Source organism: Aurantibacillus circumpalustris (genome assembly GCF_029625215.1).
Classification (GTDB): Bacteria; Bacteroidota; Bacteroidia; order B-17B0; family Aurantibacillaceae; genus Aurantibacillus; species Aurantibacillus circumpalustris.
In genome coordinates, this window is record NZ_CP121197.1 from 2,301,514 (window position 1) to 2,315,405 (window position 13,892).

At 34.1% G+C, this 13,892-nt stretch carries 12 protein-coding genes; 2 read left to right on the forward strand and 10 right to left on the reverse strand.

Annotated features, from left to right (window positions below; genetic code table 11):
- Positions 1-107: 107 nt before the first annotated feature.
- From lon to mazG, 4 genes are all read right to left on the reverse strand, one after another.
- Complete coding sequence (gene lon, locus P2086_RS09615; protein WP_317900238.1) at positions 108-2,543, reverse strand: endopeptidase La; 2,436 nt, start codon at positions 2,541-2,543, stop codon at positions 108-110.
- Between the two features lie 62 nt (positions 2,544-2,605).
- Positions 2,606-4,339, reverse strand: a complete 1,734-nt coding sequence (locus P2086_RS09620) for an ArnT family glycosyltransferase (protein WP_317896526.1) — start codon at positions 4,337-4,339, stop codon at positions 2,606-2,608.
- Positions 4,336-4,995, reverse strand: a complete 660-nt coding sequence (locus tag P2086_RS09625; RefSeq protein ID WP_317896527.1) for a phosphatase PAP2 family protein — start codon at positions 4,993-4,995, stop codon at positions 4,336-4,338. Before P2086_RS09625 ends, P2086_RS09620 begins: the two co-directional genes overlap by 4 nt.
- A gap of 2 nt (positions 4,996-4,997) precedes the next feature.
- Positions 4,998-5,771, reverse strand: a complete 774-nt coding sequence (gene mazG, locus P2086_RS09630) for a nucleoside triphosphate pyrophosphohydrolase (protein ID WP_317896528.1) — start codon at positions 5,769-5,771, stop codon at positions 4,998-5,000.
- Between the two features lie 79 nt (positions 5,772-5,850).
- Here mazG and P2086_RS09635 point away from each other — a divergent pair, with 79 nt between their 5' ends.
- Together P2086_RS09635 and P2086_RS09640 are read left to right on the forward strand one after the other, a co-directional pair.
- Positions 5,851-6,969, forward strand: coding sequence for an acyloxyacyl hydrolase (locus P2086_RS09635; protein WP_317896529.1), 1,119 nt, complete (start codon positions 5,851-5,853; stop codon positions 6,967-6,969).
- A complete protein-coding gene (locus P2086_RS09640; RefSeq protein ID WP_317896530.1) occupies positions 6,969-7,715 on the forward strand; it encodes a GIN domain-containing protein in 747 nt (248 codons plus the stop codon). Before P2086_RS09635 ends, P2086_RS09640 begins: the two co-directional genes overlap by 1 nt.
- Before the next feature lies 1 nt (position 7,716).
- Here P2086_RS09640 and P2086_RS09645 read toward each other — a convergent pair whose 3' ends face one another.
- The 6 genes from P2086_RS09645 to porW form a co-directional block, all read right to left on the reverse strand.
- Positions 7,717-8,397: an LON peptidase substrate-binding domain-containing protein gene (locus P2086_RS09645; protein ID WP_317896531.1), complete on the reverse strand. Its 681-nt coding sequence runs from the start codon at positions 8,395-8,397 to the stop codon at positions 7,717-7,719.
- Between the two features lie 206 nt (positions 8,398-8,603).
- Positions 8,604-9,782 (reverse strand): C1 family peptidase, encoded by a 1,179-nt coding sequence (locus tag P2086_RS09650; RefSeq protein ID WP_317896532.1) that lies wholly within the window; start codon positions 9,780-9,782, stop codon positions 8,604-8,606.
- Between the two features lies 1 nt (position 9,783).
- Positions 9,784-10,167, reverse strand: a complete 384-nt coding sequence (locus tag P2086_RS09655; protein ID WP_317896533.1) for a hypothetical protein — start codon at positions 10,165-10,167, stop codon at positions 9,784-9,786.
- Between the two features lie 304 nt (positions 10,168-10,471).
- Complete coding sequence (locus tag P2086_RS09660) at positions 10,472-10,690, reverse strand: AtpZ/AtpI family protein (protein WP_317896534.1); 219 nt, start codon at positions 10,688-10,690, stop codon at positions 10,472-10,474.
- Complete coding sequence (locus P2086_RS09665) at positions 10,668-11,075, reverse strand: bactofilin family protein (protein ID WP_317896535.1); 408 nt, start codon at positions 11,073-11,075, stop codon at positions 10,668-10,670. The genes P2086_RS09660 and P2086_RS09665 overlap by 23 nt, the downstream gene beginning before the upstream one ends.
- Before the next feature lie 163 nt (positions 11,076-11,238).
- Positions 11,239-13,884: a type IX secretion system periplasmic lipoprotein PorW/SprE gene (porW, locus tag P2086_RS09670; RefSeq protein ID WP_317896536.1), complete on the reverse strand. Its 2,646-nt coding sequence runs from the start codon at positions 13,882-13,884 to the stop codon at positions 11,239-11,241.
- Positions 13,885-13,892 lie beyond the last annotated feature (8 nt).

Genomic DNA, 13,892 nt, shown 5'->3' on the forward strand with positions numbered 1-13,892 from the left:
ACTTATATAGTGATTGCTATTTTTTTAGCACTCGGTTTTGGTTTAGTCCGTTTCTTAAAACCAAAAAGTCTCCTGAGTTTGCAGAGGATTTTTTTATATAAATGTTTTTAATTTAACTCTTTCACCTTTTCTTTTAAAAGAGCGATTTTTAAAACGTCTTCCATTTGTGTTACGTAATGAAAGGTTAAACCTTTTAAATAATCGGGTTTTATATCTTCCACGTCTTTTTTATTATCAAGACATAAAATCACTTCTTTTATGCCAGCACGTTTTGCAGCTAGTAATTTTTCTTTTATACCGCCAACAGGTAATACTTTTCCACGTAAAGTAATTTCACCAGTCATAGCTAATGCTTTTTTTACTTTTCTTCGCGTAAAAGCACTTGCTAAAGAGGTTAACATAGCAATACCGGCACTTGGACCATCTTTCGGCGTTCCTCCTTCAGGCACGTGAATGTGAATGTTATGTGTTTCAAAAACATCCATATCGGCATCTATTAAATGTGGATGCGCTTTTAAATATTCTAAGGCAAGTGTTGCACTTTCTTTCATCACGTCTCCTAAGTTTCCTGTAAGAGTCAACTTTCCCGATTTGCTTTTGCTTAAACTGGTTTCAATAAATAAAATGTCGCCACCTACTTGTGTCCAAGCTAAACCAGTTACAACGCCTGCGATGTCATTGCCCTGGTATTTATCTTTAATGTGCGATGGTCCTAAAATTTTCAATACCGCTTCTTCGGTAATTTTTGGAATTTCTTCGTCCTTAGCAATATGCACCGCAGAGTTTCTCGCGATTTTTGAAATTGTTTTTTCTAAATTTCTTACTCCACTTTCTGCAGTATACGTATCAATCAAATATTCGAGTACTTTATCGCTAATTTTTAATTGTGATTTTTTTAAACCGCTTTCTTCTATTTGTTTAGGTATCAAATGTCTTTTAGCGATTTCCATTTTTTCTTCAACCGTGTAACCGTTTACTTCAATAATTTCCATACGGTCGCGTAAAGCGGGTTGAATTGTATTTAAATTATTACAGGTAGCAATAAACATCACCTTACTTAAATCGTAATCCAGTTCTAGGAAATTATCGTAAAAGGTAGAGTTTTGCTCAGGATCTAACACTTCCAACAAGGCAGAAGAAGGATCTCCATGATAATCGGAACCTACTTTATCTATTTCATCTAAAATAAAAACGGGATTAGATGATTGTACTTTTTTTAAATTTTGAAGTACACGTCCTGGCATAGCGCCAATATATGTTTTACGGTGACCACGAATTTCGCTTTCATCTTTTAATCCACCCAAACTCATCCGCACATATTTTCTATTCAAGGCTTTGGCAATACTTTTTCCTAAAGAAGTTTTACCAACACCTGGAGGGCCGTACAAACAAATGATTGGGGACTTTAAATTCTTTTTAAGTTTTAAAACCGCAAGGTGTTCAATAATACGTTCCTTCACTTTTTCTAAACCAAAATGATCTTCGTCTAATATTTCCTGTGCGTTTTGAAGATCAAAATTATCTTTGGTTATTTCGTTCCAAGGTAATTCTAAAAGTAATTCCACATAATTGGTTTGTATGCCATGCTCTGCAGCATTGGGATTCATACGTTGCAATTTGGAGAGTTGCTTATCAAAAATTTCTTTAATCTCTTTGCTCCATTTTTTATTTTCAGCTTGTTCGCGGTACTCGTTTATTTCTTGTTCAAAGTTAGTACCACCTAATTCTTCTTGAATGGTTTTAATTTGCTGATTTAAAAAATATTCACGTTGTTGTTTATCGAGATCAACTTTGGTTTTGTTTTGAATTTGATTACGTAATTCTAACATCTGCAATTCTTTATTCAAATATTCCAGCACAAGCAAGCTACGTTCTTTTAAATTCGGAACTTCCAGCATTTTTTGTTTGTCGCTCGTTTTAGCGTTCATGTTGGACGAAATAAAATTCACCAAAAAAGTAGGGCTTTCAATATTATTGATTGCAAAACTGGCATCGCTGGGGATGTTAGGCGAAATTTTTACAATTTGAGTGGACGTTTCTTTTAAATTGGAAATAATGGCTTGAAATTCTTTATCGGTTTTAAGCGGAATTTCCTCATCCATAGCTGTTACAGTAGCCTTATGGTAAGGTTCTGTTTGAATGTATTTATCAATTTTAAATCGTTTTTTACCCTGAATAATGATAGTTGTATTACCATCGGGCATCCTAAGCATTTTAATAATGTGTGCTACAGTACCTGTAGAATACAGGTCGTCTCCATTAGGTTCCTCAGTACTATCACTCTTTTGAGCCACCACACCAATGGTTTTATCTCCTTTATTGTAATCTTTAATTAAATGGATGGATTTATCTCTTCCCACCGTAATTGGAATTACGACACCTGGAAACAAAACGGTGTTACGAAGCGGTAATATTGGCAGTATTTCTGGTACTTTTTCATTTCTCATGTTATCCTCATCCTCAATACTGAGAAGGGGAATAAAATCAGAATCGTCGTCAATGCCGTGTTTAAAGTCTAAATCATTCAAATCTCCGAAGTTCATAGGCAAAATCTTAATATTATTACTAAGTTAAATCATATTTTATGCCAGTGCAAAAAATTAGACTATTTGTCAGGCGGCAAAGGTGTTCTTACAAAGAAAGAAAAGCCGTTTTTTTGGTATAATTTGTGAATTTCTGTTAAACCATCAAGGTGCTTTTCGTCCTTGGTTTTACAAACAATGTAGGCCGGCCGGTCAATTTTACCATGTTCCATCCATAATAAATTTGAGGTAGCATAGCTTAGCAAACGCGAATGTCCTTGTTTTTCCATCACATTGAGTTGATTTTCTATGTATGCGATTTGATCTGGATTCACGTAATCGCTGGGTTTGGTATTAGAATAGAACAAATACGCGTAACTCCTAAAATTATGTGTTTCTACGTAACAACTTTCTTGCGCATGTTCTTTATAAAACTCAATGGCTGCGTGTTGCGTATAGGCTTCTATTTTAGGGACAATAACTAGAACCGAGGAAGTAATAAACAACAAATTCACCGCCATTCCTAAATAAAATAGTCTAATCTTATGTTTGTTCAATGAAGCATAAGTGAGGATGGCACCCGTTAAAAAGATCAGCCCAATAATAAATTCAAAGCCAGTCCAATAAACATCTGCTTGTAAATTCTGCACAGCAAATTCATCATGTATCCATCCGCTATTGATAAGAGGATCTTTAATAAACTTCATCAATCCTATAGCCGTAAAAACAATGGAAAGTATGCCAGCGCAAATCCAATACAAAATTTTTAAACCTGAATTAAATTTAAAGGAATGAAAATACTGGGTAAAGCCTATGCTTGCTATAAAAGTAAGTGGGAAGTAACAAAGCGAGGAATAATGTACAATTTTAGTTTTGGCAATAGAAAATACAATTAGTACAACCCAGAATAAACACACGAATATTTTACGAAACAGTTTCTGGTAAGGGGTTAAGTTTTTATATTTTAGATAAGAGGCAATAAAAATTAAAGACGCCGGAAAACAGCCAATAAGTAACACCACAAAGTGATAAAAGAAAGGCCCGCTATGGCCACTGTCTTCGGTTTCAAACAAACGAATCTGGTAATCGATAAACTCGGTAATAATTGTTTTGTTTCCTTTAAGCCACTCTACCATAAACCAACTTCCTGAAACCAAAAGTGTGGTTACAACAAATAGAATAAAAGGTTTTGAGAAAAGTGTTTTGAGTTGTTTGTTCCACGTTAAGTAGGCAAGTATGGTAAGCGCAGAAATGAGAAGTGCCGCTGGACCTTTAGTAAGAACAGCTACGCCAAGAAAAAGTCCGGCTAACAAAGCGTTAATGAGTTCTTTTTTTCCTTCTGGATTATTTAAAAATTGTAGAGAATGGAAAACAGATAAAAATATAAACAGATTAAACCAAGGATCGATGATTCCTGATTTAAAATAAAAATGGGGTAAAAGTGTAGTCGCATAAAGTGCTGCCCAGATTAGTCCGAATTTTTGTGAGTGAAATTTTTTTCCAATTAAATAAATAGATATTGAAGAAACAATGCTGCAAACTGCATTTGGAAAACGAGCTGCAAATTCATTTACACCAAAAATATTCATACTCAAAGCCTGCATCCATATAAAGAAGGGCGGTTTTTCCCAAAAAGGCCGGTAGTTTAATTGTACATGCGAATAATCATTCGAAACAATCATCTCGCGAGCACACTCAGCAAAATTTACCTCGTCCCAGTCAAATAAGGGACAATTGCCAATGAAAGGAATAAATATTACCGCGGCAATTACACCAATGAGTAAAACAAGTAATTTGTTATTTGAAGTAAAATTCAAGATGTTTTAATTGAAAATAAAGGATGGTTTAATTTTACAAGTTTAGTGTTCGTAATAAAAACAAAATAATACACACAACTAAACAACATGCCAATAATACTTCCTACAGTAATATCAATTAACCAATGCTGTGATAAGTATACGCGACTGATAGCAGTTAAAAATGCTAGTCCAAAAAGTGTTAATTTGTAAAATTTATTTTGTGTTGTAAATGCCAGACACATTAAAATACTAAAAGCTTGTGTTGCATGCCCGCTCGGAAAACTATTGTGAATGTGCAAATCCACGCCATTTATAAGAGTAAGTGATCGTCCATCGTAATGCTGAAAAATAAAACTCGGACGATTTACATCGTCAAAAAATAAATGTTTAAGTCCGATAGAAACAAAAGTAGCTGTTAAAAATGACGAAGTAGCGTAGATACCAAGACGAATGTTGGCAAGCATAATAATTATCAATATAAATACTGCAACGGTGCCATCTCCAATGTAGGTGATATGGGTGAAGAAGAAATTTAAATACTTATTTCCTACAAATTGATTTAGGTAATAATGTATATCTGTTTTTTCATAGCTAAGCAGAAAACCAGTAGAAATACCAATGGTAATGAGGAAAGCTAAAAGAATGATGCTATTATTTTTCAGGAATACCTTCAAACTTATTTCAATGTTTTTGCTTCGTTCCAGTAAATATCTAACTCGGCCAGTTTACAATCTGCAATTTGTTTGCCTTGTTCTTTTACTTTGTTTTCCATATAACCAAAACGTTTTATAAATTTTTGATTCGTTTGTTCGAGGGCATCTTCGGGATTAATATTTAAAAAACGAGCGTAATTAATAAGTGAGAATAAAACATCACCAAATTCTTTTTGAGCGTTTTCCTGATTTTTGTTTTTAATTTCTTTTTCAAACTCATCCAGCTCTTCTTTTACTTTACCATAAACCTCTTTTGGATCTTCCCAGTCAAATCCAACCGCTCTGGCTTTTTCTTGAATACGGTAGGCTTTCAGTAGAGCAGGCATACTATTGGGAACACCGGCCAAAACCGATTTATTGCCACCTTTTTCTTTTTGTTTGAGTTGCTCCCAATTCTGACTAACCTGTTCGGGTGTTTCTGCTTTTGTGTTGCCGTATATGTGTGGATGTCTAAAAATCAGTTTTTCGCATAAAGTATCCATAACATCTTTAATGTCAAATGCTTTAGTTTCGCTGGCAATGCGTGAATAAAATACAATGTGAAGTAAAATGTCGCCCAGTTCTTTTTTGATTTCGTTTAGATCTTTTTTTAAGATAGCGTCGCTTAATTCAAATGTTTCTTCTATAGTTAAGTGTCTGATACTGTCGATGGTTTGTTTTTTATCCCAAGGGCATTGTTCCCTTAGCTCATCCATTATTTTCAACAGTTTTAAAAAAGAGCCTGCACGTTCATCCATACGGGCAAATTTAATAAATTAATGCACTAATTGTTGTTTAGGAAAAGTAAAGGTTTCGATATTTTAATTATTTTAGCAAATGCTTAAAAAACGTACTGTTTGTGCTCTTCTTTCTATTCTTATAGTCTCTGTGTGCGTTGCGCAAAATGGCATTACCAGTAATCCCGATTGGCAAATAAAACCTGCAATTAGTCCGGGCTTTGTGCTCGTTCACCGCAGTACTATTGGGCATCTCATTAAGGGATATCCAACGAACTACGAAATAAATATTTCTAAACCTACATTAGGGAACAAATTATGGCATCATGAAAACAATATGCCTGATATTGGTCTGAGTTTGCAGTGCCTTGATTTCAAAAACCCCTCCCAGTTGGGATATGCTTTAACTGTTGCACCTTATATTGAGATACCTCTGAATGAAAAAGAAAAGCGCTCGCGCCTAGTGATTCGGCTTTGTTTTGGGGCTACGTACATAACCAAGAGTTTTGATATAAAAACAAATCATAAAAACATTGCTATTGGAAGTCATGTAAATGCTTTTGTGCAATTTAAAGGTTTCTGGCAGTTTAAGTTATCAAAAGCCTTGCGTTTTGAACCGGGATTTATTTTCACCCATGCAAGTAACGGCAAGGCTAAGAATCCAAATCTTGGTTTGAATGTATTGAGTTTGAACATGGCCTTAAATATTTTAATGCCATCAACAAAACCTAAACCAGAAATCATTAAAGTTGATTCTTCTACAAAAGCGAAATCAAAGAACGAGATCATGGCTTTTGCAGCCATTGGCTTTAATCAAAGAAATATTGCTACCAAAGATCTCAAATGCTATGTGGTGTCGCTTACTTACCAACGAAATGTTCGCAATACCCATAAATTCAGCGTCGGCTTTGATTTATTTTATGACGAAAATTATCAAATCGATTATGAAAATACCTTTTTAAGAAAACCCACAGGATTTGAAGGCATGCGCATGAGTGCGCGTTTGGGGTATTCTTATAATGTCGGACGAATTAGTTTTCCGATTGAATTGGGTTATTATGTTTTTCAAAAGACACAGCCTGATGCAAATATCGTGAGTAGAATAGGGGTGAGGTATTACAGTAGAAGTGGGCTTATCGTGCATTTTGGTTTACGTACGCACTTTGCCGTGGCTTACGATTTTGAATATGGTTTAGGATACCGCTTTTTCTTGAAATAATGAGCAAACGTAGTTTTATATATTTATTTTTTCTAGCCCTTTTTGTTTGCTGTAAAAAAGAAAATGCGTTCGACTGTTTTAAGTCTAACGGTAAAGAAATCTCTGATGTAAGGAATCCTGGAAATTTTAGATGCATCGATGTTTACGATAAAATTGAAGTGGAAGTATTTGAAGGAAACTCTTTTCGGGTTGAAGTGACTGCCGGAGAAAACATCATTAAAAATATTACAACCACCATACAGAACGATACTTTGAAAATTCAAAATAAAAACACTTGCAATTTTGTACGTGGCTATAAAAGAAATATAAAAGTTAATATTACAATGCCTTATCTGAAGGAAGCCATCAGTAATGGGGTTGCAAATCTTACAATTGTAAATGGGTTTATGCAAGATTCGGTGAAGGTGCGTGCAGAAGGGTCGGGAGATATTTTTTTAAGTGGTAGCTACAGCTTTATTAATGCCTACTCAAACGGTAATGGAGATATTACAGTAAATGGAAGCGCGAACGAACTCTTAGTGCATTTACAAGGAACTAACTTTTTTAATGCACAAGAGTTAATAGTAAAAGATAAAATTTTTATTGAAAATTATAGTCTTGGTGATTCTTATCTGAACGCAGAGAATCTTAAAAAACTAGAGTACATTATTTTTGATAAGGGTAATATTTATTACACAGGAATCCCTTCAGAAATAAGCGGCATTCTCGATAAAAAATCGCAAGGAAAATTGATTAAGCAAGATTGATTTAATTATCAATAAACCTATCCTTTAGCTGCTGTTCCGTATTAATAATATGAATAATAAAATTAAGCAGATTTAATAAGTGCAATTGTTGATTTTGCGCGGCAAGCAAACGGTATTTTTCAGGATGTGTTAATTGCAAAGCAGAGGCAACACTGTATATGCTTAGGTTGGCAACCGTTTCGTAATCAATTATTTTATTTTGAACGGTTCCAAAATAATTCACGGTTGCGTCTTGCAGATTGTTTAGAATAATTTTTTGATTGATGTTTAAGTACTCTATTAAACCTGCACCATACAATTTAGGACGCAATATTTCAGAAAACTCAAGTAGCTCAAAAATATTAGTTCCTTCTATTAAAATATCCATACCGCCATTTTCGTATGTTTTTAAAATGCGGTTTATTTTTACTTCGCAGCCAAAACGCTGTCTTTTCCCTTTTTCCATATATGGAATTCCAAAAGATGCATCGTTATCTAAACAATCGTCAACCAATTGTTTGTAGCGGTCTTCAAATATGTACAACTTTGTTGTTTCTCCCGGAAACAATACCATATTTAAAGGAAACATGGGGATGGTTAATTGTCGTGTTTTCATGTGTTGGTATTTTGTATTGTTTAATGGTCGCATGAAATAATCATGCATTTTTGGTGCTGGCACATCAGGAAAGAAATTTTCATTCAATCCTTTAGATCTAATCCTTGCAAAAATTGTACTAAACTTTTGTAGGAGTCGTTCGAGTATACCGGGAGATTTGTTCACCATAACCTTTCACATATATATACGCTGGTTTGGTCTTGCAAGTTGGGTAGAATTAACAAATATTTAGGAGAAGGGGTTTAAATGGCTCAATAACTTATTAAATAAGCCATTCTAATGAGTAAACGCTATTAAAGCGTTATACCCAGTTTTTTAGCAATTGCAGGCGGTAATGCCTTTTTATGAAGCATTATGCTAGTGGTTTTAAAAAGCACATAACTCTCACTCGCGTAAAAATAGCCGTCACATTGGTTAGAATCTGTCCCCCAACTATTTTTAACGATGTAGTAAAGGGTGTTGTTTTGATCCTTTACTAATCCAACAACATGCATGCCATGATCGTCTTGTGTATCGTAATTATCAAAAGCGAATTGACGCAGCTCCTGAGTGATTGGCATTTGTTTTTGAGGCTTAATAGAAAGATTCTTTTTTTCCTCGTCACTTATTTTGTCAAAATAATTTTCAGGAATAATAGCTAAACCATCAGCACGCATAAATCCTTTTTCGCTCACATCGGCGCCCCAGGCAAAGGTATATCCAGTATTAATGGCATTACTCATTACTTCTTGAAATTCATTTAAAGGAAGATTGTAAGTGGTTTGCCAATTCCAATTATCTGGAATTTCTAAAACAAAAGGCGAGTAAAAAGGATGGTGCGAAAAGGAAGTTAGGAAAATATAATCCTCAGCTTTTAATCCGGTTGCTTCGGCATAGGTTTTAGGCGTGTAGCTTTTCCCTTTATAGTCAAACTTTTCAGGTGTTTTTCCAAGAAATTCGTCGCAAATAGAGTTTACAGTATTGTGTAAAAAGCTAAAATCAATTTTATTGGTTTCATCCAATGAAGCAGGAAGGAGTATGTTTTTTAAAGTGGTTTCCAAAATTTTATGATTGTGCGGCGCTTTAAAATCTTTTTTACCTGTATAAACCTCTTCAGGAACCAAACCGTAGTTCTTTAAAACTGTTACAACATCTGGAAATCCACCGCCTTCACCAAAATTAGTTTTACCGTGCATGCGGACGTAATTATCAGCCTTCATGGAATAGACCTTATTTACGACATACATTTCACTCAAGTTAACCCCGATATCTATCGGGGCTTTGCCTTTACCCAAACGAATGATCTCACTTTCGAAAAAAGATAAGGAAGAAAACGACCAGCAAGTACTTGTTTGATTTTGATTTTGAACGGGGGTATTCTCCAGATTTTTAATAACTGTGAATTTGTATTCGCTATCTTTTTTATTTGTTTTTTCTTGTGCAGTAAAAGCAAGACTTAAGAACAAGAAGCCGATAATGAGTTTATGTTGCATATTAATTACGTTTTATTGGATGACTTTTAATTAGAAAAAGTAAATATCTAATTTCAAAGATTGTAAACAAAATATAATGTAAGATAAATTGAATTGAAAAACTAAAGAAGCCTGGCTTATCAATGAATGAATACACAATAACGCCTGTTAATCCTAATAAAAGCTTGATAACAATGGCAACGAGTAATAATTGTGTAAATATTTTTGTACCTGCCTTTTGAGCGTAAATTATATTTAGAATAAAACCTATGAGCGTAAAAAAAGAAAGGCTGTACAAATAGTTTTCGGAAATAATTCTGGTGTAAGTATTTAAAAGCAGCGATACAGCAACGGATAATGAAAGTGGAATTGCTAGCGCATAAAAATTTTTCAAAATTTGATTCATTGCTTTAATAGGCAAATTTTTAAACAAAAAATTATTTTCTCGGTCCTTTTAGTTTTCACTTTACGGCAACGAATTAACCACATAGAAGCATAGGATCAACTAAAGAATAAACATAGTGACACATAAATTTGAAGCTTTGCTTCAAATCCTATGTTTACTTAAAAAAATCATTTTAAGCACGTTACTCTATGCTTACTATGTTTCTATGTGGTTATTACATAGTAAAACTCTGCACAACTCTGTTACTCCTTTACTCTGTGTTAAAGATTTCCGCTCTTCAAACCTACCGAATTACATGTTATGGTTAACTATTTTTTTTAGGATGGATAAAATCTTTTAATGCAAGATAAAGCGCAACGCCAATTCCCAATAAGCTTAATACAATGGTATAAACCGGAGTGTGATTTTGAAAATGTAGATCTAATTTTTTCCCTCCCCAAACAGAGAGGCCGATAATAACACCCATTTGCACGGCAATGTTACCATATTTAAATAAAAGATTAGGCTGTTTTTGCTCTGGCATTATTTGATGTCTCCGAATCTTGAACCATGTTTTTTACTTTGGCTCCCATATTACAGCTTCCTGTAAATAAAGCACCTGGTTCAATCATCAATTTGGAAGTCACAATATCGCCGTTAACTTTTGCTGTAGCTTTAAGAGAAAGGGTTTCAGAAATGTTAACAATTCCTTTCACTTCGCCTTCTAATTCTGCGTTTACACTTGTAATATTTCCGTCTATAAATCCGGTTTGACCTAAAACGAGTTTACCAGTTATGATAATATTGCCAGTTAGGGTGCCATCAATTCTAACATCACCTGCCGAACTAATATCCCCAACAATTTTGGTGCCTTTTCCGATTATATTAATTGACCCAACGTCTTGTGTTTGGTTTTTATTTGAACCCATCCCTAGCATAAGTAAAGTTTATATTAAAAGTACTGAATTATATTAAAACTCAAAAATAGCCGAATATTTTGGTTTTTGAGCTTTTTTCACCTAAAATCACGAATTTTTAGACTAAAAGCCTGTTTTTAGGTATTAAATCAGGTGCAATTGAATGAATTAAGGGTCAATTCTTTGAATTTAGTTTCTTGTAACTTTCCATGTAAAAAGCTTCATAACCGTCTATGTTTTTACTTTTATAAAGAATTGGCAAATTATCCGATAAAATTGGAAAAACACTAAAAAGTTCTCTTTTCACATCACCTTTAAAAATATCAGGGTCTGCATTAAAATTTTCGTAGTATTCGGTTGCTATTTTAGCATCACCGAATGATTTAATAACAATCAATTGCTTTTTTGAACCAAAAAGACTTGATGAAACATTAAATGACTTTTCGCTATAATAAGTCCCATTAAAGTTACCTATACGTGTTTTAAACTCATCAGCAATTTTAGGATTGTCTGGTGTCACTGCAATAATAAAATGTTCCCCTTCAAAATTCAGATTAAAAGAATCTTTTGGAATAACAATTTCTTCTTTCGGCTTAAAAGCCTCAGGATTTTTTTGCTTTTTAATGGCCAGTAAAATATCTTCTGAAAGTGGAGTTATGTCTGATTTTGGATATTTAGCAACTAATAGTTTTAAGTTTGTTTCAAGCGTATCAATACCTTTTAATTTACCCAGACTCATTGAACGTACAAATTCAAATTTTGGCAGCAACTGACTTTTTCCATATTTAGAAATGCCTTCTTTAGCCATGGAATATGATTCGGAAAAGTTATTTCGTTTGTATGCGTCGTAAACGCCCTCGTAATAGGCTTCCACTTCGCTGTTCTTTGCATTTATTTCCGCAGCGATTTCGGGGTTTTTAATGAGTGCAGCAAACTCACTGTCGGGAAATTCAGTTAAAATTTTGTCTTTATAATAGTCTGCCTTTGCTGTGTTTTTTTCTGCCAGATAGGTTCTATATAAAACGTAATACGTTCTTAGTAAATAATGATTTTGCGGAAAGCGGGTGTTTAATTCTTCGAATGTTGCAATGGCTTTTCGGTTATTATTTAAGTCTTCTTTATAAATACTACCCATCATATAATAAGCTTTGATAATTCTATTATTACTTTTTCTTATTAATGAATCGTTGGTGTAAAGATTTTTCGAGTAAAACTCTCTTGTTTTTTCAGGAACAATGCCGCTATCGAGTTTGGTTTTTCCAATATCGGAAATTTCATCTTTACTATCTTCGATTGTCATGGCCTTATTTGCGCGACGCCAATTATCTTCGAGTTTTCGATCACCCCATTTTTTTTGAAAATCTGTGAGACCAAAGGAGATAGTTGTTTGGTTGTAAAAATAAAATGAAGACGCATTTCCCGCAAAACCAGGGAGTGCGTTATTAGAATTTGAATTATTAGGAAGAGTTGGAGCCAGGAGCGCCGCTGCGGCAGCTTCTTTTTCCTTACGTTCTTGTTCCTTTACATAAGCTGCAATGAGGTTATCAATAAAAGCCTCTTGCTCTTTTGGACTCATTTTAGAAATTCGTTGTAAGCTATCCTCTCGGCTTATAGTCTTAATGTGACCTACAAGTGCTTCGAGTGTTTTTTTACGGGCTAATATAGAGTTATATTCCGGATGATCTTTTGGCAAAGTAACAATTGTACTGTCGTAATAGGCTTCGGCAGAGGTGTAATTTGTAAGATCGAAATTAATTTCTCCAAGCTTTAGATAGGATAGAGCTTTCTGATTAGAATTGTTAACGCTTTTCTGCACAGATTTTTTATAATAATAAACAGCCTGTTTTATGTTTCTTTCTTTTTCTTCAATTTCACCAAGGGTATAATAAATAACATCATAATAATCGCTGTTTTTAAATTCACGAGCCATTTTTAAAAGGTCTTTTTTGGTTTTCTCGGAGTTGTTTCTTTTTACGTCGAGCAAACGTGCAAGCTTAATTTTGCTATAGAAGATCATTTCATAAGCAGGTTTTAAGGCAATTGTTTTTTTGTAATACTTTGTTGCGCGCTTTATGTCCTTTGATTGTTCAGATAATTGTGCAATGATAAACGAATAGCGCGCTCGTTTTTTCTTTGGAATTCCATTAATAAAACTTGTATTGCGTGTTGCTTCAAGCAATTTTGCGATGGCTTCGGTATTTTGTCCGCGGCGCATATAATAATCAGCCCAAACAACAGGCAATTCGTTTTTAATGCGTTTTTTGAGGTGTTTTTCGTTTTTCAGCAGACCTAAAATTGGCTCAGAACTGCTTACCGCACCAATTTCGTTATTGGCTTTAATGAGCCAGAGCATTGCCGTGTATTTATCGTCTGACTTGGTGTAAGTACGCACCACATATTCAAAACTTTCTATCGCACTAAAAAACTCGCGTTTGTAGAAGTGGGCAATGCCAATATTTATCCAATTATTATCAATCCATCTACCGGAAGAGGGAATTTCACCACCTTTTTTGTCCTTAATGGCGTGTTTTTGAATACAGACAGATGACTTTTTTATTGCTTTATCAAATTCGGGAAAAGTACTTTTTGCTTGTTCGGGCGTTGGGTAAATATAAATTGGGAGAATTTTATCAAAATTTTCTTTATTGCTTTTTTCGATCTTATAAACGCCGTCATCAATGGCTACACCAGAGTAATAATAACCATTATATCTGGCTGTTAAATTATGGTACGCTCGGTTAACGAGGGCATTTTTTTTTGTGCTACACGAGACAAAAAGGAGCGAGACACAAAAAAAATATAATAAGCGTTTAACTAGCACGGTTTTAT